The organism is Amycolatopsis sp. WAC 04182, from assembly GCF_003947465.1.
Classification (GTDB): domain Bacteria; phylum Actinomycetota; class Actinomycetes; order Mycobacteriales; family Pseudonocardiaceae; genus Amycolatopsis.
Genome location: NZ_QHJJ01000003.1, coordinates 591875 through 614975, shown reverse-complemented (window position 1 = coordinate 614975; position 23101 = coordinate 591875). Strand labels below are relative to the sequence as shown.

General features: G+C 70.2%; 23 protein-coding genes. 10 read left to right on the top strand and 13 right to left on the bottom strand.

What is annotated here, in order from left to right; genetic code table 11:
- Positions 1 to 17: 17 nt before the first annotated feature.
- Positions 18 to 665 (top strand): DUF4865 family protein, encoded by a 648-nt coding sequence (locus DMH01_RS16595; RefSeq protein WP_125677724.1) that lies wholly within the window; start codon positions 18 to 20, stop codon positions 663 to 665.
- On the opposite strand, the gene DMH01_RS16590 is transcribed toward DMH01_RS16595, so the two are convergent.
- Positions 602 to 1762, bottom strand: a complete 1161-nt coding sequence (locus DMH01_RS16590) for an SWIM zinc finger family protein (protein ID WP_125677722.1) — start codon at positions 1760 to 1762, stop codon at positions 602 to 604. The genes DMH01_RS16595 and DMH01_RS16590 overlap by 64 nt on opposite strands.
- Positions 1759 to 4476, bottom strand: coding sequence for a DEAD/DEAH box helicase (locus DMH01_RS16585; protein ID WP_125677720.1), 2718 nt, complete (start codon positions 4474 to 4476; stop codon positions 1759 to 1761). The genes DMH01_RS16590 and DMH01_RS16585 overlap by 4 nt, the downstream gene beginning before the upstream one ends.
- A gap of 68 nt (positions 4477 to 4544) precedes the next feature.
- Between DMH01_RS16585 and DMH01_RS16580 the strand changes: the two genes are divergently transcribed.
- Positions 4545 to 5339, top strand: coding sequence for a TetR/AcrR family transcriptional regulator (locus tag DMH01_RS16580; RefSeq protein WP_125677718.1), 795 nt, complete (start codon positions 4545 to 4547; stop codon positions 5337 to 5339).
- A 526-nt stretch (positions 5340 to 5865) separates the two neighbouring features.
- Here DMH01_RS16580 and DMH01_RS16575 read toward each other — a convergent pair.
- The 5 genes from DMH01_RS16575 to DMH01_RS16555 are packed head-to-tail and all read right to left on the bottom strand — an operon-like array spanning position 5866 to position 9357.
- The gene (locus DMH01_RS16575) at positions 5866 to 6096 is read right to left on the bottom strand and encodes a hypothetical protein (protein ID WP_125677716.1); all 231 of its coding nucleotides are present in this window, start codon (positions 6094 to 6096) and stop codon (positions 5866 to 5868) included.
- 6 nt (positions 6097 to 6102) lie between these two features.
- On the bottom strand, positions 6103 to 6651 hold the full coding sequence (locus DMH01_RS16570) for a hypothetical protein (RefSeq protein ID WP_125677714.1): 549 nt from the start codon (positions 6649 to 6651) through the stop codon (positions 6103 to 6105).
- Positions 6635 to 8035 (bottom strand): hypothetical protein, encoded by a 1401-nt coding sequence (locus DMH01_RS16565; protein ID WP_125677712.1) that lies wholly within the window; start codon positions 8033 to 8035, stop codon positions 6635 to 6637. Before DMH01_RS16565 ends, DMH01_RS16570 begins: the two co-directional genes overlap by 17 nt.
- A complete protein-coding gene (locus DMH01_RS16560; protein ID WP_125677710.1) occupies positions 8032 to 8319 on the bottom strand; it encodes a hypothetical protein in 288 nt (95 codons plus the stop codon). Before DMH01_RS16560 ends, DMH01_RS16565 begins: the two co-directional genes overlap by 4 nt.
- Before the next feature lie 12 nt (positions 8320 to 8331).
- The gene (locus DMH01_RS16555) at positions 8332 to 9357 is read right to left on the bottom strand and encodes a hypothetical protein (RefSeq protein ID WP_125677708.1); all 1026 of its coding nucleotides are present in this window, start codon (positions 9355 to 9357) and stop codon (positions 8332 to 8334) included.
- Positions 9358 to 9431: 74 nt separating this feature from the next.
- Between DMH01_RS16555 and DMH01_RS16550 the strand changes: the two genes are divergently transcribed.
- The 3 genes from DMH01_RS16550 (at position 9432) to DMH01_RS16540 (ending at position 12635) form a co-directional block, all read left to right on the top strand.
- Positions 9432 to 10565, top strand: a complete 1134-nt coding sequence (locus DMH01_RS16550; RefSeq protein WP_125677706.1) for a glycosyltransferase — start codon at positions 9432 to 9434, stop codon at positions 10563 to 10565.
- On the top strand, positions 10562 to 11788 hold the full coding sequence (locus DMH01_RS16545) for an RNA polymerase sigma factor (protein ID WP_125677704.1): 1227 nt from the start codon (positions 10562 to 10564) through the stop codon (positions 11786 to 11788). The genes DMH01_RS16550 and DMH01_RS16545 overlap by 4 nt, the downstream gene beginning before the upstream one ends.
- A gap of 73 nt (positions 11789 to 11861) precedes the next feature.
- Positions 11862 to 12635: an alpha/beta fold hydrolase gene (locus DMH01_RS16540; RefSeq protein WP_125677702.1), complete on the top strand. Its 774-nt coding sequence runs from the start codon at positions 11862 to 11864 to the stop codon at positions 12633 to 12635.
- 5 nt (positions 12636 to 12640) lie between these two features.
- On the opposite strand, the gene DMH01_RS16535 is transcribed toward DMH01_RS16540, so the two are convergent.
- Together DMH01_RS16535 and DMH01_RS16530 are read right to left on the bottom strand one after the other, a co-directional pair.
- Complete coding sequence (locus DMH01_RS16535) at positions 12641 to 13132, bottom strand: DUF1772 domain-containing protein (RefSeq protein WP_125677700.1); 492 nt, start codon at positions 13130 to 13132, stop codon at positions 12641 to 12643.
- Between the two features lie 32 nt (positions 13133 to 13164).
- Positions 13165 to 13992 carry an NmrA family transcriptional regulator gene (locus DMH01_RS16530; protein ID WP_125677698.1) on the bottom strand — a complete coding sequence of 276 codons (828 nt, stop codon included), beginning with the start codon at positions 13990 to 13992 and terminating at the stop codon, positions 13165 to 13167.
- A gap of 81 nt (positions 13993 to 14073) precedes the next feature.
- Between DMH01_RS16530 and DMH01_RS16525 the strand changes: the two genes are divergently transcribed.
- A complete protein-coding gene (locus DMH01_RS16525) occupies positions 14074 to 15012 on the top strand; it encodes an AraC family transcriptional regulator (protein ID WP_125677696.1) in 939 nt (312 codons plus the stop codon).
- On the opposite strand, the gene DMH01_RS16520 is transcribed toward DMH01_RS16525, so the two are convergent.
- Entirely contained in the window at positions 14991 to 15944 is a 954-nt protein-coding gene (locus DMH01_RS16520; RefSeq protein WP_125677694.1) for a YafY family protein, read from the bottom strand. The two genes, DMH01_RS16525 and DMH01_RS16520, sit on opposite strands and share 22 nt — an antisense overlap.
- 114 nt (positions 15945 to 16058) lie before the next feature.
- Between DMH01_RS16520 and DMH01_RS16515 the strand changes: the two genes are divergently transcribed.
- Positions 16059 to 16697, top strand: a complete 639-nt coding sequence (locus tag DMH01_RS16515; protein WP_125677692.1) for an SDR family NAD(P)-dependent oxidoreductase — start codon at positions 16059 to 16061, stop codon at positions 16695 to 16697.
- A gap of 5 nt (positions 16698 to 16702) precedes the next feature.
- Here DMH01_RS16515 and DMH01_RS16510 read toward each other — a convergent pair whose 3' ends face one another.
- Complete coding sequence (locus DMH01_RS16510) at positions 16703 to 17506, bottom strand: pentapeptide repeat-containing protein (RefSeq protein ID WP_125677690.1); 804 nt, start codon at positions 17504 to 17506, stop codon at positions 16703 to 16705.
- A 259-nt stretch (positions 17507 to 17765) separates the two neighbouring features.
- Here DMH01_RS16510 and DMH01_RS16505 point away from each other — a divergent pair, with 259 nt between their 5' ends.
- Positions 17766 to 18947: a S8 family peptidase gene (locus DMH01_RS16505; RefSeq protein WP_370323378.1), complete on the top strand. Its 1182-nt coding sequence runs from the start codon at positions 17766 to 17768 to the stop codon at positions 18945 to 18947.
- A gap of 258 nt (positions 18948 to 19205) precedes the next feature.
- Here the strand turns inward: DMH01_RS16505 and DMH01_RS16500 are convergent, their stop codons facing one another.
- Complete coding sequence (locus tag DMH01_RS16500) at positions 19206 to 20078, bottom strand: SGNH/GDSL hydrolase family protein (RefSeq protein WP_233621554.1); 873 nt, start codon at positions 20076 to 20078, stop codon at positions 19206 to 19208.
- Between the two features lie 110 nt (positions 20079 to 20188).
- Between DMH01_RS16500 and DMH01_RS16495 the strand changes: the two genes are divergently transcribed.
- Positions 20189 to 21421: a helix-turn-helix domain-containing protein gene (locus DMH01_RS16495; RefSeq protein ID WP_125677688.1), complete on the top strand. Its 1233-nt coding sequence runs from the start codon at positions 20189 to 20191 to the stop codon at positions 21419 to 21421.
- On the opposite strand, the gene DMH01_RS16490 is transcribed toward DMH01_RS16495, so the two are convergent.
- Entirely contained in the window at positions 21371 to 22219 is an 849-nt protein-coding gene (locus DMH01_RS16490; RefSeq protein WP_125677686.1) for a helix-turn-helix transcriptional regulator, read from the bottom strand. The two genes, DMH01_RS16495 and DMH01_RS16490, sit on opposite strands and share 51 nt — an antisense overlap.
- A gap of 85 nt (positions 22220 to 22304) precedes the next feature.
- Between DMH01_RS16490 and DMH01_RS16485 the strand changes: the two genes are divergently transcribed.
- On the top strand, positions 22305 to 23084 hold the full coding sequence (locus DMH01_RS16485; RefSeq protein ID WP_125677684.1) for an SDR family NAD(P)-dependent oxidoreductase: 780 nt from the start codon (positions 22305 to 22307) through the stop codon (positions 23082 to 23084).
- The last annotated feature ends 17 nt before the right edge of the window (positions 23085 to 23101 follow it).

The following is a 23101-nucleotide window of genomic DNA, read 5'->3' as shown; positions in this document are numbered from 1 at the left end:
CTACTAGTATGTACGGCATGCATGCCATGCAGTACGAGATCACCCTCCCCGCCGACTACGACATGGGCATCATCCGCGAACGCGTCGCCACGCGCGGGCATCTGCTCGACGACTTCGGCGGCCTGGGGCTGAAGGTCTACGGGATCCGTGAGCGCGGCGTCGACGGCTCGACGCTGAACCAGTACTCGCCCTTCTACCTGTGGCACGACGACGCCGGGATGAACGCCTTCCTGTTCGGCGGCCCGTTCAGCGGCATCGTCGACTCCTTCGGGCGCCCCGCCGTGCAGCACTGGACTGTGCTCGGCTTCGAGGAGGGACCCGCGTTCGGCACTCCTCCGGTCGCGGCGGGCAAGCACGTCGTGCGGATCCCCGACGAGACCGACCCGGTCGGCTTCCTCGGCGAGGCTCTCGACGGACTTCGCGAGCACCTGCGCCAGGACGGCGCGCATTCGGGCGCGCTCGCCGTCGACCCGCGGACCTGGCAGGTCATCCGCTACAGCCTGTGGACCGGTGAGGCGCCGGAGTCGGACGAGATCCGCTACCGAATCCTCCACCTGTCCTCGCCGCACCTGGATCGGCTGCGGCGAGGACGGCAATGGGATCAGCCGAGCAACGCCGCGAACAGCGCGCCGGGATCGGCTTCGGGAGGACCGGCGGGCCACTGATCCCGGTACGGATACCAGAGCCCGTCCTTGCCCAGCCGCACCTGCACCCCTGTCCCGTGGACGGTGCAGTGGTTGCGTTCGACGTCCAGCCCCGGACCGGGGTCGTCCACGACCTCGGCGAACGCGGCCCGGGCCCGGCCCATCGGCTGCGGCGGCGGGGTCCACGCGGTCTCCAGGACGTCGAGACCGGCCCGGCCACCATGCCGCCAGGCGAGCACCGCGCGGTCGAAGTCCTCGCCGTGCTCGGCCGGGCGCAGCCGGTCGGCGGTCTCCGGGTGAGTGGCGGCGAGGCGGACGGCGTCCTGTTTGCGGGTGAGCTTCGGCTGCGACGTCAGCAGCGCACCGGCCATCTGCCCGGCGTTCGCGACCAGGAGGGCGAAGGTCTCGGCCGGGATGTCGGGCGCGCCCGGCACGGTCGGTCCGCCGGTGGGAGCGAATCCGGCGGGATCCGGCAACGGCCCCGGCTCGTCGGCGTACGCGCGTTCGGCCGGGACTTCGTCGTCCCCGGTGCGCACGAACCGAGGCGCGTTGCGCCGCTGCAATTCGTCGAGCAGCTCCCGCTCCCCCTTGCCGCGCATCAGCAGCAGGACGAAGGGATCCGCGTCGAGCAGCCACGAGGCCTGGAACGACAGCGCCGCGGCATGACGGCACGGCAGCTCCCAGCCGGGGCAGTCGCAGTCCGGGTCGAGGTCACCGATCCCGGGCAGCAGATGCACCCCGGCGTCGTCGGCGGCCTCGACGAGGTCGTGCGGCATGTCCCGGTCCAGCAACGCCGCGAGATGCCCGGCACGCGAGGCGACCCGGTCGAGGAACCGGTCCCACTCGTCGCCGGTCAGCTCCGCGAGCCGGACCTCGGTGCGGTACTGGCCCTCCTGGTCGTCGACCACGGCCGCGATCCGCCCCGGGCTGACCGTGATCGGACCGACCCGGCCCGCCGCGGCGTACTTGCGGCCCTGTTTGAGCTGGCGCAGATCCAGTGCGGTGTCCTCCATCGCGCTGATCCACGCGCGGCCCCACCACGAGCGGGCGAACTGGCCCCGCCCGCCTTGGGCGCCGAAAGCGGGGAAACCGCGGACGCGGTCGTCTGGCGTGCTCATCGGCGGCTCCTCAACTCGACCAGATCGGCCAGCTCCTCGTCGGTCAGTTCGGTCAGCGCGGCCTCGCCGCCGGCGAGCACCGCGTCGGCGAGCGCCCGCTTCTCCCGCAGCATCGCCGCGATCCGGTCCTCGACCGTGCCCTCGGCGATGAGCCGGTGCACCTGCACCGGCCTGGTCTGCCCGATCCGATACGCGCGGTCTGTCGCCTGGTCCTCCACCGCGGGGTTCCACCAGCGGTCGTAGTGCACGACGTGATCGGCGCGGGTCAGGTTGAGCCCGGTCCCCGCCGCCTTGAGCGACAACAGGAACACCGGCACCTCACCGGCCTGGAACCGGCGCACGAGTTCCTCGCGTTTGGGCACCGGCGTGCCGCCGTGCAGCAGCTGCGTGCCGATCCCGCGCTGCGCGAGATGACGTTCCAGCAGCCGCGCCATCACGACGTACTGGGTGAACACCAGCACCGACCCGTCCTCGGCGAGGATCGTGCCCAGGAGTTCGTCGAGCAGTTCGAGCTTGCCCGACCGCCCGTCCAGCACCGCTTCCGACGGCTCCTTGAGGTACTGCGCGGGATGGTTGCAGATCTGCTTGAGCCCGGTGAGCAGCTTGACGATCCGGCCCCGGCGCGCGATGCCCTCGCTCCCGGCGATCTCGGCCATCAGTTCGCGCACCGTCGCCTCGTACAGGGCCGCCTGCTCGGCGGTGAGCGTCACCGGCCGGTCGGTTTCGGTCTTGGGCGGCAGCTCCGGCGCGATCCCCGGATCGGATTTGCGGCGCCGCAGCAGGAACGGGCGGACCAGCCGGGACAGCCGTTCCGCGGCTTCGGGGTCCTTGCCGGACTCGACCGGTTTCGCCCACACACGGCGGAAATCGGCCATGGTGCCGAGCAGGCCCGGCGTCGTCCAGTCCAGGATCGCCCACAGTTCGGCGAGGTTGTTCTCCACCGGGGTGCCCGTCAGCGCGACCCGCGCCGACGACGTCAGCGTCCGCAGGGCCTTCGCCGTGCCCGAGCGATGGTTCTTGACGTGCTGGGCCTCGTCGGCGACCAGCAGGCCCCAGTGGACATTCCCCAGCGGCTCCGGGTCGGCCCGCAAGGTGCCGTAGGTCGTGAGCACGAAGCCGCCGTCGAGATCCTCGAGCGAGCGTTCGGTGCCGTGGAACCGGCGCACCGGGACACCGGGGGCGAACCGGGTGATCTCGCGCTCCCAGTTCCCCAGCAGCGAGGCCGGGCAGACGACCAGCGTCGGGCCGTCCGCCCGGTGCAGGTGCAGCGAGATCAGCGTGATCGTCTTGCCGAGACCCATGTCGTCGGCGAGACAGCCGCCGAGCCCGATCGACGTCATCGCGGTGAGCCACTGCAGGCCGCGCATCTGGTAGTCGCGCAGGGTCGCGGCCAGCCCGGGCGGCGGTGCCTGCGGCTCCGGTGGCGCGAGCAGCCGTTCCCGCAACGCGGCGAGCCAGCCGTCGGTGAGGACGTCGACGCGTTCACCGTCGACCTCGGCCGTCCCGCTCAGTGCGGCGCCGAGCGCGTCGATCGGCGTGAGCGGCTTCAACGCGCGATCCCGCGCCTTGGCCGCCAGCGCCGGATCGACGAGCACCCACTGATCGCGCAACCGCACGACGGGACGGTGCGCTTCGGCCAGCGCGTCCATCTCGGCCGCGGTGAGCGGTGCGCCGCCGAGTGCCAGCTGCCAGTCGAACTGCAGCAGCGTGCCGCCGGCGAAGAACGACGGGAGGTCGGCAGGCGGCGCGGCACCGCCGCCGACGACGGCCTTCGCGCTCAGGTCACGGACGAGGTCGGCCGGCCAGTGCACGTCGATTCCCGCCGTGGCCAGCAGGGGCGCGGCCGTGGTGAGCAGTTCGGTGATGTCGGTGTCGCCGAGCCCCACCTCATCGGGCACCGCGGCGCTGAGCAGGGGTTCCAGCGGTGGCCACAGCTGGGCTGCGCGGCGCAGGGCCAGCATCACGTCGATTCGCGCTCGCGGGCCGAACCGGTCGTCGCCCGCCCAGAGCGCGGCGGCGTCGATCAGGACGCCAGGGTCGGCGAGGCTGTGCACCTGGACGACCCCGCTGAAGCGGCCGGTCGTGAAGTCGTCGCCCGGTGCCTCGATCCGCACCGAGACCCGGACACCGGAGTCCAGCCCTGCCGCGACCTCGGCCGCCCAATCCCGCAGGTGCGGGACCTGATGTGCGGGTGCGGCGGCGAACGCCTTGACGCCGGCCGCCTGCGCGGCCGCGGGCGTGCGGGGAAGGGTGTCGGCCACGGCGTCGAGGAACGCGCGCAGCAACGGATACCGCGCGGGGAGCAGGTTTCCCTCGCCCGGGATCGCTCGTGCCCGCGCCGGCATCGCTTCGGACAGCTCGCGCAGCCAAGCGGCGTCGGCGGGCTCCAGCGGTCCCGCGCGCCAGGCGTCCACATCGGACTCCGTGAGCCCGGGCAGCAGCCTGCCCGCTTCAGCGAGCTTCAACGCCGCCGTGGCCGCTGTGCTCCAGAAACGCGCGGAGGGATCGTCGCTTTCTCGAAGCCGCAGCAGCGCGGGGAGCGCCTCGACCATCGGGAGCCGTACGCACGGCACCGTGGTGACCTCGGGGAGGGCGACTGTCACCTCCCCGGTCCCCGGCGTGTTCCCCTCGGCGTTCCAGAAGACGAATCCGCTGGTCCGAGGGGGGTTCTTCGGTTCGAAAACGACACTGCCGAAACCGTCGTGAGACGCCACTCAACCCCAATCTCTGTACGGTGTACAGTTCAGGATAACACAACTCTGTACACCGTAGAGAGAACGTGATGACAGACGCGGACCACACCGGCACGGGCGATCCACGGCGGACCATCGAACTGCTCTGGGGTGTACGCGAGAAACCCCGTCGTGGCCCCAAACCGAAGCTGACCGTCGAGGAGATCGTCACCGCCTCGATCGAGCTGGCCGACACCGAGGGCATCAGCGCGCTGTCTGTGCGCCGGGGCGCGGAGAGGCTCGGCGTCTCCCCCATGACGATCTACACCTACATCCCCGGCCGCGCCGAACTGCTCGACCTGATGATCGACCGGGTCCACGGTGAACTGACCGATCCGCCGGAGAGTCACGACTGGCGGGTCACGATGACGATCCTCGCCGAGGACGCGTGGGAGATGTACCACCGGCATCCGTGGATGCTCCAGCTCACCACCGGCCGTCTCCCCCTCGGCCCGCACACCTTCGCCAAACACGAACGCGAACTGAGGGCCGTCGACGCGATCGGGCTCACCGACCTGGAAATGGACGCCGTCGTCGCCATGGTCAACGGCTTCGTCCAGGGCATCGCGCGCGGCTCGGTCGAATCGGCGAGTCTCGTGCGGCGGTCCGGGCTGACGGACATGGAGTGGTGGACGGCCAGCGCGCCGGTGCTCGCGGAGATCCCCGAGGCCGACGCCGGGCTGTTCCCGCTCGCGGCGCGGATCGGGCAGGCGGCCGGGGAGACGCACGGTGCGGCGAGCGCGCCGCTGCACACCTTCCGGTTCGGGCTGGCGCGGATCCTGGACGGGGTCGAGCAGCTGGTGAACGGCGACTCCGGCAGTTCGGGGGTCGAGCTGCCGTCGTGAGATTTGACCGGCTCGGTACCTGCGTCTCTTGCTCGCCTGAAGTACATGAAGGCCCCCATCCTGTACCTAGGCGCAAGGATGGGGGCCTTCATGTACTGGGGAAGGTGTGAAGGTCGAGTTTCTTCGGCTGAGCCGAGGGAAGGCCCCCTTCACGCGCAGCCACTGTGACTACTGGTGCATGTGTGGCGCAGGTGGTGATCACCAAGTCCGTGAAGGCCTCCTTGAGGGACCCTGATTCCCTCAAGGAGGCCTTCACGGACCACTTGCCCAGAGTCGCGGCTCCATCCGGTGCCGAGACAACAACACAGGACGCAGTTGACGAGGGTTCATCGATCCTGCGGCTTCCCGGGAGCAAGGGCCGCTCATTCGGTGCCCCCAATGTGACATCGGAGACGCTCAGTGTCCCCACTGCCACATTGGGGGCACTCGACCACCGACCACACTGGTAGGTGAACAAAGACAAATCCGCCAAAGAGGCCCTCACGGACCGAGCCTGGCATCAACCCGCAGCCGGAAGCCGCTCAGGTCACTTGCCGCGTCGCCGCAGCGAGCGGTAGACCAGCCACAGCGCCAGCGCGACCGGGGTCAGGACCGCCGTGAACAGGATTCCCGCGAACATCCCGTAGCCGTGCGGATCGAAGGCCAACCCGGTCGCGCTGAGCACCACGCGACCGACGAGCAGCACGATCACCGCGGCGACGCAGACGAACGCGCCGAGCACGACGCGGCGCAGCACCGTTCTCGAGGCACTGTCCATGAGCCGTCACTCCGGGTCGGGAGTGCAGATGGTCAGGAACGACTTCCGGTTCTCGCGCTGCACGGCCGCCGCGTCCAGCCAGCCGCTCCGGCCGAACAGGTAGCTGCCGGACGGATGCTGGGCCGACTCGCGCAGCACCTGGGCGACGTCGGCCTTGGCGCCGTTCGCTTTCGGGCCGTCGACGGCGACGTTGACCGAGCCCGCCTTGGTCCAGTCGTACCCCGCGGGCAGCGGTGTCCGTATCTCGAGCGGGCCGCCGGCGTCCGGAGAGGACACCCCGAGCAGGTCCACGTGCTCGACCCGCACCCCGGGCCGCGGCGCGGTCCACACCTGCTCCGTGCTCGTCTGGGTGCCGGAGTCGAACGTCAGCCTCAGGCCGGTGACGCCCTCGCACGGGGTTCCGGTCCACAGTTTCAGGACGCCGTCGTCGACCCGGAATCCGGCCTCCGGTGGCAGCGACGGCGCGAACTGCGCCTTGGTGTCGCACGCCGCGGTCACCGCCACCACGAGCAAGGCGGCGCAGGCGACGCGCGAACCCCTAGTGATATCCGCCATCGGTCAGTCCCGCGTCTTCCTCGGTTTCGTTGCCGCCGGTGACCTTCTCCCACGCGTAGGAGGCGAGGAAGCCGGCATAGCCTTCGCGCGCCCATTGCTGGGAGTGGCGCTCCTCGTGGTGCAGCAACCGGTCCAGGTCGAGAGAACCCTCGGAGGCGCCGTTGTCGCCCTCGTACCAGGCGTTGCCCGACTTCACGACCTCACGGAGCTGCTGCGCCGGATCCTTCGCGTCGTCGATGTTCAGCATGAACGTGTCGCCCCAGGCGGTTCCGCCCTGCTGGCTGAACTGGTCCTGGATGAGGTTCCCGCCCAGGCCCATCATCATGCCGTTCGGGGTGGTCACCAGCCGTCCGCCGTTGCCGTGCACGAAGCCCACGTCGTCGTCGTAGCTCCAGGAGTTCTCCCGTTGCCGGTCGGTGATCCGCCGCAGCTCCTCGGAGCCGTACGGGGTCGGCGCGAAGTCGGTCTTCTCGCCTTCGGCCCCGTAGTCGGTGCCCGCGTTCAGGATGTAGGTCATCCGGACGGCCTTGGCGGCGTCGTCCCCGCTGACGTCGGTCGGCATCAGGAAGTACGACTTGAACGTCCCGTCGCCGTCCTCGTCCTCGCGGATCTCTTCCATGCCGTCGAGGACCTTGAAGTCCTCGGGCGTGATGTCGTGGTCGTCGGCGATCTTCTTGATGGTGTCGATCGATACGCCCCGGCGTACGGCGTTCTCGAGCCACGCCCGGTAGTGGCCGGACGCGGGCGGCCCGGTCAGCAGCCCCGCCTCGCGCAGGGACTGCTCCATCTCGATCACCTTGGCGTCGATCTCCCCGCTCTTCTTTGCTCCCGCGAGGGTGGTCGCTCCGTCGTCGCTGATCTCGCCGTCCTGCGCGAGCCGCATCACGCGGGCGAGGGCGGCGTCGATGTTGTTCGCCGCCGTGAGGATCGCCTTGGTTTCCTGCTCCAGCTGCTTCCTGATGGTTTCGCGGTGCCGCCGGGACTCGGCGTACTCCTCGGCCTCGAACCGCGACTTCGGGGGTGGGTCGGCGGGCTTGTCGTCCACGAGCGCGCCGTCGGCGGCGATGCGGAACTGGTAGGTGTGGGCGAGGGAGTCGTTGTTGGCGACCCTGCTCTTGAGGGCGGTCACCTCGTCCGACGCGTTCTGCAGGGCGGTTTCGACGGCGGACAGCTCCGCGACCAGGACCTCGGCCTTGTTCCGCGTGTCGCCCAGCGAACCGCGTGCGCGCTCACCGGCCGGGCCGCGCCAATCGGGCAGTTTCCGGGCGTCGTCGAGTTCGTCCTGCAACCCGATGAGCTTGTCCCGCCGCCCGGCCAGGTTGGTGGCCGTCGTGTCGAGCGCCTCGGCGTCCCATTTGCGGACGTCGTCGTAGCCGATCGTCATCCTCCGAAAGCCTCCTTCGCGGAGTTCTCGTTTTCGGAGTAAGTGTTCGCGGCCTTCGTGATCGAGTCGCTCCAGCCGTCGATCTCGCCGGCCCACCCCTTCCCGCGCTCGGTGAACGTCGACGCCAGCGTGGGCGCGTTCTTCGCGGCCTCACCGCCGGGCAACGCCGTCGCTATCGCGTCCAGGCCGCTGCCCGGCTCCACGGCCCTGGCCTGGTCCGCGGCGGACCCCGCCGCCTTGGCCGCGTTCCGCAGCTGACCGATCTCGACCTCGTACCCGCTCACAGCCGGTGGACTCTACTTCAGCTCGGAAGCCTCCACAGGCGATTCGGGCGATTCTTCGACGACCGGAGGACGGGCGAGTTCGGCCAGCTGCCGGACGACGTCGTCATACCGCGCCTGATCCGCGACGGCACGAGCCTGCGCACGCTCCAGTTCCTCGGCCAGGGCCGTCGCCCGGGCTTCGGCGAGGCTGCGGGCCGTGTGCTCCTGTGCGAGTTCGGCTCGGACACGGTCCAGATCTCCACGCAGAGCGGCCGATTCCGCCCGCGCGGCGGCACAGTCCTTTTCGGACACCGTCGCCCTGGCCTTCGCCTCGTCGAGCCGGTCCAGCAGCGCTTCGAGTTCCGCGACCGCCCTGGCCAGCGCCGTGTCCCGCTCGCCGAGCTCCGCCGCCAGCCGGGTCTTCTCCTCCCGGACGGCCGCGAAGTCCTCGCGCAGCGTCCGGAGATCGGAGACAAGCGCGTCTCGCGCGCGTTCGGCCGCCACGGTCGCGGCTTCCGCGGCGCCCCGGGCACGTTCGTGGGCGGCGACTTCGGCCCACGAACGCTGGCGGGTCTCCTCGGCGTCCTTCAGGGCCTGTTCGGCGGCGCGTTCCGCTTTGGCCTTGGCCATCTTGTCGTCGCGGGACGCGGCCAGCGCGGTCGCGCGCGCGGTGTCGGCCTTCGCCGCCGCCTGCTGTGCGTCCTCGGCCTCGCGCCGGGCCGCGGCCGCGTCGGTTTCGGCTTCGGTGACCCGGCCCAGCGCCGCCTCGGCGGCGTTGTCGAAGCGCGAGCGCATGGCGTCCAGCAGTTCCACGAGCGACGCAGCGGCCGGGGTGAACTCGTCGGCGATCCGGCGGACCTCCAGCAGCGGATCGGCCACGCTCGCCACGGCTGCCGCGCGCCGGGCGCGCGACGCGGCGTCGGCGTGGGTCTTGCTGCAGTAGGCCGAAGGCCTGCCGCCCTTGCGTTTCCCGTCGGCGTCCACCGCGGGCGGGGGCAAGGGATTCTCGCAGCCTTCCAGCGCGCACAGCCGGACCTCGTCGGCGTCCGTATCGATCACCGCAGCAGGGTATCGCTGCCCGCCTGTGCGAAATGCGAGGCAACGCCGGTAGGACCGCCGATAGGGTCGATCGCATGCGTGTCCTCTTCACTTTCGCCGGCGGCAACGGTCACTTCCGGCCGCTGCTCCCCCTCGCCCGCGCGCTCGCCGACGCGGGCCACACGATCGCGTTCACCGGCGAGCCGTTCATGGTCCCGGTCGTCGAGACGACCGGATTCGCCGCGTTCCCGTCGGGGCCCAATCTCGGCAGTGACGGCCGCCGTCGCCCGTTGCTTCCCGTCGACAGGGAGCGGGAGGACGCCGACTTCCGTGACGGGTTCGTCCGCCGTACCGCACCCTTGCGCGCGAAGGACGTCTTGGCGCTCTGCGAAGACTGGAAACCGGATCTGCTCGTCTGTGACGAAGCCGATCAGGGCGGGATGATCGCGGCCGAGAAGCTCGATCTCCCCCACGTGACCGTCCTGGTCATGGCGGCGGGTGTCCTCATCCGCCCCGAATTGGTCGACGACGCGCTCAACGAGGTCCGTGCCGCCCACGGGCTTCCCCCGCAGCGGAACCTCGAAATGGCCTACCGCCATCTCGTGCTCTCACCGTTCCCCGCGAGTCTCCGCGATCCGCGGTTCCCGTTGCCGCCGACCGCGCAGCCGTTCCACGATCCCGTTCCCGGCCGTGGACCGGCGCCGGACTGGCACGTAGAGGGCCGCCCGACGGTCTATTTCACCCTCGGCACGATCTTCAACACCGAATCCGGCGACCTGTTCACCCGGGCGCTGGCCGGGCTGAAGGACGTCGACGCGACGTGTGTGGTGACCGTCGGGAACCTCATCGACCCCGCCGAGTTCGGCCCTCAACCGGAGCACATCCATCTTACGAGGTACCTGCCGCAGGACGACGTCCTCCCGTACTGCGACGCGGCCCTCACCCACGGCGGTTCGGGCAGCCTGCTGGGCGCGATCGCCCACGGGTTGCCGATGGTGCTGCTCCCGATGGGCGCCGACCAGCCCCACAACGGTGACCGGGTCACCGAACTCGGGCTCGGCACCGTCCTCGACGTCGCCGAAGCCACGCCGGAGGACATCCGCGACGCCGTGACCACGGTGCTGCGGGAACCGTCCTACCGGGAGGCGGCAGCCCGGTTGCGCGACGAGGTCACCGCGTACCCGCCTCCGGAGAAGATCGTCCCGCTCCTGGAAGGGCTGCCGCGGTGACCACCGACCTCGGTGCCGCGATCACCCGAGCGTTCCGCGAGGAGTCCGGGCAGGTGATCGCCACCCTGATCCGGGTCACCGGAGACTGGGATCTGGCCGAGGAATGCGTCCAAGAGGCGTTCGCGCTCGCGCTGCGCACCTGGCCCCGTGACGGTGTCCCGGCGAAACCCGGCGCCTGGCTCACCACGGCGGCACGCAACCGGGCCACCGACCGGATCCGGCGCGAGGCCGTCGGCGCGGCGAAACTGAGGGAAGCCGCCGAACTGGACGTCCCCACCGAGCCGGAACGGGACGAGAGCGGCGTCCAGGACGACCGGCTTCGGCTGATCTTCACCTGCTGCCACCCCGCACTGCCGTTGGAAGGTCAGGTCGCGCTCGCGCTGCGGACGTTGGCCGGGCTCACCACCGCCGAGATCGCCCGCGCCTTCCTCGTCTCCGAGGCGACGATGTCGCAGCGTCTGGTCCGGGTGAAACGGAAGATCCGCACCGCGGGCATCCCGTACCGGGTACCTCCCGCGGAACTACTGCCCGAACGCACGGCCGCGGTGCTGGGGATGCTGTACCTGCTGTTCAACGAGGGCTACTCGGCCAGCGCCGGCACCGACCTGCTCCGGCCCGACCTGTCCGCGGAGGCCATCCGGCTCGCCCGGATCCTCGCGGACCTGATGCCCGGTGAACCGGAGGTCCTCGGGCTGCTGGCCCTGGTGCTCCTGCACGACGCCCGGCGTTCCACGCGGGTCGACGGTGACGGCACCCTCGTCTCGCTCGAAGACCAGGACCGCGGCCGCTGGAACACCGCCGAGATCGCCGAAGGCACCGAGCTGCTGGAGTCCGCGCTCCGCCGCGGCGTCCCCGGGCAGTACCAGATCCAGGCCGCCATCGCCGCCTGCCACGCGACGGCGGCCCACGCCTCCGAGACCGACTGGGCCCAGATCGCCGCCCTCTACGGGGAGCTGCTGCGTTTCGTGCCCTCGCCGGTCGTCGAGCTGAACCGCGCTGTCGCCGTCGCCATGGCCGAAGGTCCCGAAGCCGGGCTCGTGCTGGTCGACAAGCTCTCCGGCAGTCTTCCGGATTACCACCTGCTCCCCGCGACCCGCGCGGACCTGCTGCGGCGTCTCGGCCGGCTCGAGGAGGCCGCCGGTGCCTACCGCGAGGCGCTCACGCTCGCCGGTACCGATGCCGAGCGTGCCTACCTGTCGGGAAAACTCGCCGAAATCTCGTGACGCCGGGTGTCTGTCCCCGGCGACGCCGTTCGTCGGTGGGCGACAAGTCCCGAAAAGAGGAAGGGGTCATCCGATGGCCGTTCTCGACGTTCCCGGCGCCCGGCTGCACCACACCGTCACCGGCAGCGGTCCGGCGCTGCTGTGCATCCCCGGTGGTGCGGCCGATTCCGGCATGTTCGCGCCGATCGCGGGCCTGCTCGCGGAGCACTGCACGGTGATCACCTACGACCCGCGCGGGATCTCCCGCAGTACCCTCGACGAACCCGACGAGGAGCAGCGGGTCGAGGTCCACGCCGACGACGCGCTCCGCCTGCTCGACAGCGTGAGCGAGGAACCGGCGGCGATCTTCGCGTCCAGCGGTGGTTGCTCGCAGGCTTTCGAGCTCGTCGCCCGCCATCCCGGGCGGGTGCGGACGCTCGTGGCGCACGAACCGCCGCTGACCAGCCTGCTGGACGAGCAGCCCGACATCGATCCCGACGAGCTGCTGCGCATCCACCGCGAGCACGGCATCGAGGCGGCGATGGCGAAGTTCATGGCGGAGGCCCGTTTCGAGGCGGGCGAGGGCGCTCTCCCACCGGAGATGCGAAAGAACATGGAGTTCTTCGTCGTGCACCTGATGAAGATCATCGGGGACTTCACCCCGGACTACACGGCCCTGAAGGCGTCGGGGACCCGGATCGTCGTCGGTGTCGGCAAGGAATCGGCCGGGCATCCCGCACACGAGGCGGCGGTGCTCGCCGCCGGTCGTCTCGGGCTGGATCCGGCCTACTTCCCCGGTGACCACGGTGGTTTCGCCACCGAGGCCGCCACGTTCGCCCCGCTGCTGCGGGAGATTCTCGGAGCCTGACCGCGTCAGGCGCGGACGTGCACGATCAGCCCGCCCACCAGGGCGCCGAAGCCACCGATCGCGGCCAACGTCCGGACGAGGTTCCACCGCTCCCAGACACCCTCGAACTTCGCCCGCAGCGCCTCGAAGTCGGTCTTGTCGCCGTCGAAACCGGCTTCGAGCGCGTTGTTCAACGGCACGTTGATCGCCATCGTCACGATCAGCATCACCAGCAGCAGCACGAACCCCGCGATGAGCCACGGCAACGCGGACCGCAGCTCCGACCGGAAGTGCAGCACCGCCGCCACCGCGGCGAGCAACGGCGCCCCGCCGAAGCTGATCGCGAACCAGCCGTTGAGGATGGCGATGTTGATCTCCCGCATCCCGGTCACGTACGTCCGGGCGTCGGCCCGGCCCAGACCCGGCATGACCGAGCACGTGTAGGCGTAGAACAAGCCCGCGATCAACCCCGCCGTGATGACTGCCGCGATCAGGACGATCTCGCTCAGCGTCGCCATTCCTGTCGCCTCCCTTCCGATTCCCGCTCGTTTCACTGATTCCAGACCCCGGTGGCCGCGGCCTTCTCGGCGTACTCGGAGAAGGCCCTCGCGGGCCTGCCCAGCACCTTCTCGACGTCACCGGTGAGGGATTCGTTCCGGCCGTCGAGGACTCGGGTGAACAGGTCGGTCAGGCCTTCGATCTCTTCCTCCGGCACACCCTGTTCGGCCGCTCCCGCGGCGAACTCCGCCGCGGAAACCGGAACGTACCGGATCTCTCGCCCCGAAGCCTTGCCGATTTCCGCCGCCGCGTCCGCGAAACTCAGCAACCGGGGCCCGGTCAGCTCGTACACCTCGCCGTCGTGCCCGTCGGTGGTCAGCGCCGTCACCACGACGTCGACGATGTCCTCGACGTCGATGAACGGTTCGGTCACCTGCCCGGCGGGCAGCACGATCTCCCCGGCGAGCACCGGTTCCAGCAGGAAGTGCTCGCTGAAGTTCTGTGCGAACCAGGCGGCCCGCACGACCGTCCACTCGGCACCGGAGTCCCGCACCCCCTGCTCGCTGACCACGGCCTCCTCCTCGCCGCGACCGGACAGCAGGACCAGTCGCCGGACGCCGTGGTCCACGGCCAGCTTCGAGAAGTCGCGGATCGCTTCGGCGGCACCGGGGAAGGCGAGGTCGGGGTAGTAGGTCAGGTAAGCCGCGCTGATCCCGGTGACCGCCGCCGTCCAGGTCGACCGGTCGTTCCAGTCGAACCCGGGGCGCGACGCCTTGCGGACCTCGATGCCCTGTTCGGTCAGGCGTTGCGCCACCCGGCTCCCCGTCTTGCCGGTAGCGCCGAGGACCAGGACGGTTTCGTTGTTCTTCGTTTCTGTCATGTCCCTAGTCAAGCGTCTCCGAATGAGACGCAACATAGTTCAAAGGCTCTGTTCCATGTTTCATCGTCTACACTTCTCGGCATGGATCCCCTCGCCGGTCTGCTCGACGGACCCCGCGCCCGCGGCGCCTTCCTGCTGAAGTCGGTCATGACCCCGCCGTGGTCGCTGCGGATCGAGGACGAGGCACCGCTGACGGTGATGGCGCAGGTTCGCGGGGAATCCTGGGTCGTGCCGGACCACGGGGAGCCGATCCGCCTCGGCACCGGCGACATCGCCATCGCGCGCGGTCCGGACCCGTATCTCGTCGCGGACGACCCGGCCACGCCACCGCAGGCGATGATCTTGCCGGGACAGGAATGCCTGACCCCGGACGGACAGCACCTCACCGAACTGTCCGATTTCGGCGTCCGCACCTGGGGCAGCGATCCGGACGGCCCCGTCGTCCTGCTCACCGGCACCTATCCGCTGGAAGGCGAGATCAGCAAACGGCTCCTCAACGCGCTGCCGTCACTGCTGGTCGTGCGTGACGAGGACTGGGACAACCCGCTCGTGCCGCTGCTCGCCGGTGAGATCGTCAAGGACACGCCCGGTCAGGAAGCCGTCCTGGACCGGGTGCTCGACCTGCTCCTGGTCGCCGCACTGCGGACCTGGTTCGACCGGCCTGGGGCCGAAGCGCCCGCCTGGTATCGCGCGCACAGCGACCCGGTCGTCGGGCGAGCGCTGAAACTGTTGCAGCACAAGCCTTCCGAACCGTGGACCGTGGCGAGCCTCGCGGCCGACACCGGAGTTTCCCGCGCCGCGTTCGCCCGCCGGTTCACCGCCGCGGTGGGCGAACCGCCGATGGCCTACCTCGCGAGCTGGCGTATCGCGCTCGCCGCGGATCTCCTGCGTCAGCACCCCGACGTCACGATCGGCGCGGTCGCCCGCCAGGTCGGCTACGGCAGTTCGTTCGCGCTCAGCACCGCGTTCAAACGCGAACACGGCGTCAGCCCGCAGGGCTACCGCGCCGCCGTCGCGTAACGCTCGACCAGTTCCGCGCCGATCCGGGCGAGTTCCGCCTGGACCGACGGCGGCCCCAGAACTTCGATCATCGAACCCCAGCCCGCGAGCTGCTGGGCGATCATCCACGCCACCGGCGCCGACACCGTCACCCGCACGCGGCCGTCGTCCAGCGTCTCCTCCACAGTGGACTGGCGTCCGAAGTGGTCCTGGAGGATCGGCAGATGCCGCTCGGCGATGAGCACCGTCGCGTCCAGCCCCGAACGACGGTCCTCGACCCGGTCGACGACCTGCTCCCAGGCGCTCGACAGCTCGAAGTCTTCCGGGCGATCGGCCGGCAGGTCGGTGACCACTGCGTCGGACACGCGGTCGACCCGGAAGGTGCGCTGGCCCTTCTCGGTGCCCGCGATGAGGTACCAGATGTCGTCCTTGTCCACGAGCCCCCACGGATCCACGACCCGCTCGACCGGTTCCGCGCCCTTTTTCGCGTAGCCGAAGCGGACTTTGCGGCGGCGGACGATCCCGGCCTGCAGCACGGTAAGCACTTCAGGCCGCTCTTTCTCCCGCTCACCCCACCGAGACGGATCGATGACGACGGCGTCCGCAGCGGCCTGCGCGTCGGCGCGAAACGTGTCGGGCAGAGCCCGGACCAGCTTCCGCAGCGCGGATTTGACCTCGGGCGAGATCGACGCGGCCGGGCCCGCGAGCAGGAACAACGCCTGAGCCTCCGACGTCGACAGTCCACTGAGGTCGGTGCGCGCGCCGCCGACCAGCGACCATCCGCCGCCACGGCCGGGCTGCGGGTACACCGGCACACCTGCGGCGGACAACGCCTCCAGGTCACGCCGGGCCGTGGCGACGGAGATCTCGAGTTCCTCGGCCAGTTCGGCAGCCGTGACACGGCCACGAGCCTGCATCAGCAGGAGGGTGGCCACCAGGCGATCGGCACGCATGGGCACGAGTCTGGCAGGTGAACCGCTCAACGGGTGAGCACTTTGGGATCGACGCTTGACCTTCACATCGATGTCAACCCCTACGGTCGTGCCACCGATCCAGAAGGAGAAGACATGGCAGGCGCAGTGGTCATCGGCGCGGGACCGGGTATCGGCAGGTCGGTCGCCCTCCGGTTCGCGAGGGAAGGGCTACCGATCACCCTCATCGCCCGCACCACGGAGACCCTTACCCCGCTGGCCGCCGAGATCGGCACCGCGCTCGCGCTGACCGCCGACGTCACCGACGAGAAGGCCCTCAAGACCGCTCTCGACACGGCCATGCGCGAGCACGGCGTGCCCGAGGTCGTGGTCTACAACGCCGCGATCATCCAGGCCGACGCCCCCGGGAAACTGTCCGTCGAACGGCATCTCGCGGCCTGGTCGGTCAACGTCGTCGGCGCGATCACCGCCGCCGCCCATGTCGCGCCGAGGATGGCCGAACGCGGTTCGGGCACGATCATCGTGACCGGCGGGATGCCCGAAGCCGTCCCCGCCTACACGAGCCTTTCGCTCGGGAAGGCAGGTGTGAGGGCGCTGGTTTCCCTGCTGGACACGCAGTTCGGCCCGTCAGGGGTGCATGTCGCCACGGTCACCGTCGCCGGCCCGGTCGCGAAAGGCACGCCCTTCGACCCCGACGACATCGCCGAGCACTACTGGCGGCTGCACACCCAGCCCCGAGCGGACTGGACGCAAGAGATCGTCCACAAAGGATAGAGAATTCACCAGTGCGCGGGGTGGGTGAGCGACTCCGGCAGCTTCGTCGTCGCGTCGCCCTTCGCCGCGTCCAGCTGGGACTGGATGAGGAAGAGCGCGTCACGGAAATCCGCGCCGCGGACATCGGCGTCACGCAGGTCCGCGCCGGTGACGTCGGCCTGCCGGAGATCGGCTCCCCGCAGGTCCGCGCCGATCAGGTACGCCCCGCGCAGCAGCGCGCCGCGCAGGTTCGCCCCCTTCAGTTTCGCGCCGATCAGGTCGGCGCCACGCCGGTCCTTCTTCTTGCCCGGCACGGCGGCGCGAGCGAGCTCGCCGGCGCGCACCAGCAGCCCGTTCACCGCGGCCCGATGCGTGGGGACGTCCAGCTTCCTCAGCACACCAGGCGTGTCCAGCGTCATCCGCTCGGTCCGGTCGATCATCTCGGCCAGGTCGTCGCGGATGGGCGCGGACGTCGGCAGCGCCGCCGCCTCGGTGAGGTAGTAGAGCAGTTCCTGCAGGTCCCGCATGACCGGGAAGACCGCGAACATCGACTTGGCCGTCTTCGGCGCCTTCCGCCAGTCCTCGCCGTCGAAAGTGACCTGGGAGACCTTCTGGCCCGCGCCGAAGCAGTCATAGACCGTGCAGCCGGTGAAACCCTTCTTGCGGAGCTTGTCGTGGATGCCGCACCGGGAATCCTCGCGCAGGTTCGGGCACGCCTGACCGGCCGGTTTGGTGATCGCGAAATCGGCCGACGCGGCGAAGGCCGGGACGACACAGCACAGGCCGAAGCAGTTCTCGCAGTCGGCTCGCAGGCTGGAAAGGGCTGGCACGGTGGTTCGGACTCCAGATATTCGGCAAGATGTTCCGGTCCAGGGTACGGAGAGCACTTTCCGTGCAGGGCACCCGCCGCCAATGGCCGCCAGACGAAGGTCGGGTGCTGCCCCGTTCAGGCGATTCGGACATCCCGGCCGCTCAATAGCCTCGATCTTCGTGGGATCCGGCAGGTGCCGTCCCATGCGGTCGTGCCGGACCGCTTTCCGCCGCTGTGGTCCTGACCGGCCGGTCCCCTGCGAACGACAGGACGAACACATGCGAGAGACGAGACAAGCGCGTTGGCTGTCGCGTGCCGGAATGGCGAGCGCGGTCGCGGTGGCGATCAGCGTGACCGCCGCTCCCGCCCAAGCCGCCGAAGGACGGATCCTCGCCGCGGGATCCGCCGGAGCGATCCCGAACAGCTACATCGTCACGCTGAAGGACACCGGCGTCGTCGACACGCTGGCGAACCGCTTCGGCGCGAAGGTGGAGCAGGTCTACAGCAACTCGCTCAAGGGCTTCTCCGCGACGCTGTCGGAGCGGCAGGCCAAGCGGCTCGCCGCCGACCCGTCGGTGGCGTCCGTCGAGCAGAACCAGCTCGTCCACGCGGACGCGACCCAGACCAACCCGCCGTCCTGGGGCCTCGACCGCGTCGACCAGCGCAACCTCCCGCTCGACAAGAAGTACAGCTACACCAGCACCGGCGCCGGCGTGAACGTCTACGTCATCGACACCGGCGTGCGGATCAGCCACCAGACCTTCGGCGGCCGCGCCCGCAACGGCTACGACTTCGTCGACAACGACGCCGTCGCCCAGGACGGCAACGGCCACGGCACCCACGTCGCCGGCACCATCGCCGGATCGCAGTACGGCATCGCCAAGGGCGCCACCGTCTACGGCGTCCGCGTGCTCAACAACTCCGGCAGCGGCACCACCGCCGGAGTCATCGCGGGTATCGACTGGGTCACCAAGAACCACGTCAAACCGGCCGCGGCCAACATGAGCCTCGGCGGCGGCGCCTCCAGCACCCTCGACGACGCCGTCCGCCGGTCGATCGCCGCGGGCGTCACCTATGGCGTAGCCGCCGGGAATTCCAACTCGAACGCCTCGGGCTTCTCCCCCGCCCGCGTGACCCAGGCGATCACCGTCGGCTCGGCCACCGAAACCGACGCGCGCTCCAGCTTCTCCAACTACGGCAACGTCGTGGACATCTTCGCGCCGGGCACGAACATCACGTCGGCGTGGAACACCAACGACACCGCGACGAAGACCATCAGCGGCACCTCGATGGCGACCCCGCACGTGGTCGGCGTCGCCGCCCGGTTCCTGCAGAACAACAAGAGCGCCACACCCGCGCAGGTGGCGACCGCGCTGATCAACGCGGCCACTCCCGGCAAGGTGACCAACCCGGGCTCCGGTTCCCCGAACCGGCTCCTGTACTGGGCGCCCACCGCCTGAGGGCTCGGTGCATTCCGGCTGCGGTTGATCCCCCGGCTCAAGTCCGTGAAGGCCTCCTTGAGGGACTCTGGGTCCCTCAAGGAGGCCTTCACGGACACGGCAATCGCCACGTACGTCCCATCTGCATCAGCAGTCACAGCGGCTGCGCGTGAAGGCCCCCTTCCTTGTGCCAGGCGCAAGGAAGGGGGCCTTCATGTACTCAGGTACTGGGCCTGACCGCTGCTGCGTGCAATCACGGACCGGCTCACGAGGTGGTCGCTACAGCACCTTCCGGATGCTCGGCACCACGGCCGCGAGCCCGGCGGCGTTCGGGTGCAGCGGGGCGAAGCTGTTGTTCACCACCGACGGGATGAGCCCCTCGATCCACTTGACGCCGATCGGCTGACAGGCGTCGTGGCCGATGCTCGGCGTCCGGATGTCGACGTACTTCGCGCCGTGCGCGGCGGACTGCTCGGCCATCCGCGCGTTGAGCCGGTCGATGTTGGCCTGGATGTAATCGGCGTCCTGCGGCAGGACCGGGACGAGCGGCCAGCACCCACCCTGTTTGATCCCGGTCGGGTAGCCCACCATGACGATCTCGGCGCGCGGGGCGCGCTGGCGGATCTGCTCGATGACCGTGCCGTAGGTCGCGGCGAAGGCGTCGATCTTGGTGGCGTACTTGTCCACCCCGCCCGTGGTGTTGGCCGCCTTGCACGACGCGCCCACCGGAAGCAGGTTCACGCACGACGTGGCGAGCCCGACCAGGCCGATGTCGTTACCGCCCATGCCGACGGTCACCAGTGTCGTGTCGGCCGAGAGCGCGTCGTACTGAGGCGGGTTGGTGCCGGAGACGATGCCCTTCTGCGGGTTGGTGAAATGGGACGTCGTCGCGCCGCCGCAGGTGACGTCGCGCAGTTCGTCGACGTCGAGCTGCTTCGCCAGGAGCCCGGCGTAGTTGATCGCCGACCGGGCGCAGGTGAGGAGATCGGACTGCGGCAGGACCACCGAGCCCGCCGAGAACGAGTCGCCCATCGCGACGTACACCTGCCGTTCCGCCGTGGCGAGGGCCGGTGTCCCGATTCCGACGAGGGTCAGTGCGGTGCCCGCCACCGCGGCGATCCGGGCGAGTCTTCCCCAGCGCGTACGTGTCACTGCCGCCTCCTGCATGCGTCGTCGAATGCCGCGATCAGCGTCTGCTGAGCAGCGGAAAACCACTAGAACGGAGGCGCGCGTTCTTGATCGGGGTTTTGTAGGTTCCCTCTATGACGAAGGCGTCGGCACAGCCCTGGCGCAGGCTGGACGCTTCGGTGCTGACACGGCTGGAGCCGGACACCGCCGCGATCGCGTCCGCCGCGATGGACCAGGTCCGCGCCGGGCTGCGGACTCCACTGGACGACCGGACGGCCGCGAACCTCCAGGTCACCCTCGACGTCGCCCTGCACGCGTTCTTCAGCGAGATCGGTCATCCCGACATCACCACCGACCGGCAGGTCTACCGGGCGCAGGGCCGGGCCCAGCACACCGCCGGGCGCAGCCTCGAGGAGATGCTCGGCTTCTACCAGTCGGCGGCGCTGGGTGTGTGGCGGCAGCTCACCTCCGCGGCACCGGCCGTGGACCTGCCGACCCAGGCGATCGTCGAACTCGGCGAAGCGCTGTTCGCGTTCATCGCGGAACTCTCGGCGGCGGCCGCCGACGGGTACGCCGAAGCGCGGTCACAAGCGGCGCGGGCCGGGCAAGCGCGACGCGACCGGCTCCTCGGTCTCCTGCTCGCCGAACCGGCCGCCACCCGCGACCAGCTCGACGACGCCGCGAACCAAGCCGCGTGGGAATTGCCCGGCAAGCTCGTCATCGCCGTCACCAGCGCCGATGTCGCACCGCAGCTGCTGGACCGGATGCCGGGCCGGGTGCTGATCGGCCGTCATCACGACCTGACCGCGGTGGTCATGCCCGCCGACCGGCTCGAGTGGTACCTCGGCCGCCTGCGGGACCTGCTCGGCGACGACCAGGCCGGGGTCGGCCCGGTCGTGCCGCTTCGCTCGGCCGCGCTCAGTGCCCGCCGGGCGAGCGCGCTGTGGCGGCTGACGCGCACCGGTGCGCTCGGCGACAGCCCGCTGGTCCACACCGTCGATCACCGCATCGATCTGCTGGTGACCGCCGATCCCGAACTCGCCGCCGAGTTCGCGAAGGACGTCCTCGCGCCGTTGGCCGGTCTGCCCGAACCGGCGAGGCGACGGCTCACCACGACCCTCTCGGCGTGGCTCGCCCGGCCGGACCAGCCGCAGGCGATCGGCGTCGAACTGCACGTCCACGTCCAGACCGTCCGGTACCGGATCCGGCAGCTGCGGACGCTCTTCGGCGGCACGATCGACGATCCGGCCGGGCGATTCGCGCTGGCGATCGCATTGAGGATCGATCCGCTGGTATCGAGGGAACCTACAAAACGCTCAGAGCGGGGCGTCCATCCGCTGCGTCCCGACGACGGACAGCAGGCGTAACGCGTTCTCCGACGGCGTTCCGGGGTCGGCGGTGTAGATCACGACCTGCTGGTCGCGGTCGGAGATGTCGAGGACGTCGCAGTTCACGCTGACCGGGCCGACCACCGGATGCCGGAAGGTCTTGCACAGGGCGGGCGCCGCGCACACGTCGTGCGCGGCCCACAGCCGGGCGAACTCGTCGCTGCCGTCGAGCAGTTCCCGGATCAGCCCGGTGACCCCGAGGTCGTCGGGATAACGGCCCGCGGTGGCCCGGAGGTTCCGGACCGCGCTCGCGGAGAACTCGTCCACATCGGACACCCCGTAGAGCCGCCGCCCGTCCGGGCGCGGGAGGAACGCGCGGCGCACGAGGTTGCGGTCCCGTGGCGGCAGGGCGGAGAAGTCCTCCATCAGCGCGGCGGCGAGGTCGTTCCAGGCGAGCACGTCGTAGGTCGCCGACAGCACGATCGCCGCAGCCTGCGGAAGCCGGTGCAACAGCGCGAGAATGCTCGGCCGGACCTCCCGGGACGGGCCGGGCGGTGGTCCCGGCGGCGCGCCGGCCAGGTGGTGCAGGTGGTCACGTTCCACGTCCGACAACCGAAGAGCCCTGGTCAGCCCCGCCAGCACCTCGCGAGAGGGCCGTGGCCCGCGGGCCTGCTCCAGCCGGGTGTAGTACTCGGTCGAGATGAACGCCAGCTGCGCCACTTCCTCCCGCCGCAGCCCGGGAGTACGGCGTCGGTGCCCGGCGGGGAGGCCGACCTCGGCGGGAGTGATCCGCTCACGCCTGGTGCGCAGGAAGTCCGCGAGTTGTCGTCTGTCCACCACTCCAGTGTGGACGATGCCGGTACCTCAGCCAGGTACCGCCGGTGCCTGGATACGCGCTGACGGCGGAGGAACTCTCGGTGCCATGACCAACTCAACGACTGTTCCGGGCCTGCTCGACGGCAAGGTCGCCTTCGTCACCGGCGCCGGCCGCGGGATCGGCGCCGCCGCCGCGCGGCTGTTCGCCAAGGAAGGCGCCCGCGTCGTACTCGCCGCCCGCACCGAGTCCCAGCTGAAGACCGTGGCCGGGGAGATCCGCGCGGACGGCGGCGTCGCCGACCACGTGGTGTGCGACCTCGGCGACGCGTTGAGCATCCGCGCGGCCGTCGGGCGTGCCGTCGAACTGCACGGCAGACTCGACGTCGCGTTCAACAACGGCGCGACGAACGTGCCGCCGGGCCCGATGGACGAGGTGACCGAGGCCGATTTCGACCACATCTACGCGGTGAACCTCAAAGGCCCGTGGCTGGCGATGGTCGCCGAGATCGAGGCGATCCGGGCCACCGCGAAGACCGGGGCCATCGTCAACAACACTAGTGTCGGCAGCCTGATGTCCAACCCGGAGCTCCCGGCGTACGGGGCGATGAAACGCGGCGTCAACAGCCTCACCGCCTCGGCGGCCACCACGTACGGCCCGGAAGGGATCCGCATCAACGCCGTCGCTCCCGGCACGACGTTGACCGAGATGTTCACCGAGTGGGTCGAAAGCTCGCCGGGCATCCTCGACCAGCTCAACGCGCGTACCCCGTTGGGCCGGGTGGCCGAACCCGAGGAGATCGCCGAGGCCGCCGCGTGGCTGCTGAGCGACCGCGCCTCGTACGTGACCGGCACGGTCCTACGGGTGGACGGCGGCATGCTGGCCTGAGCGGTGGCGGGGTGGGT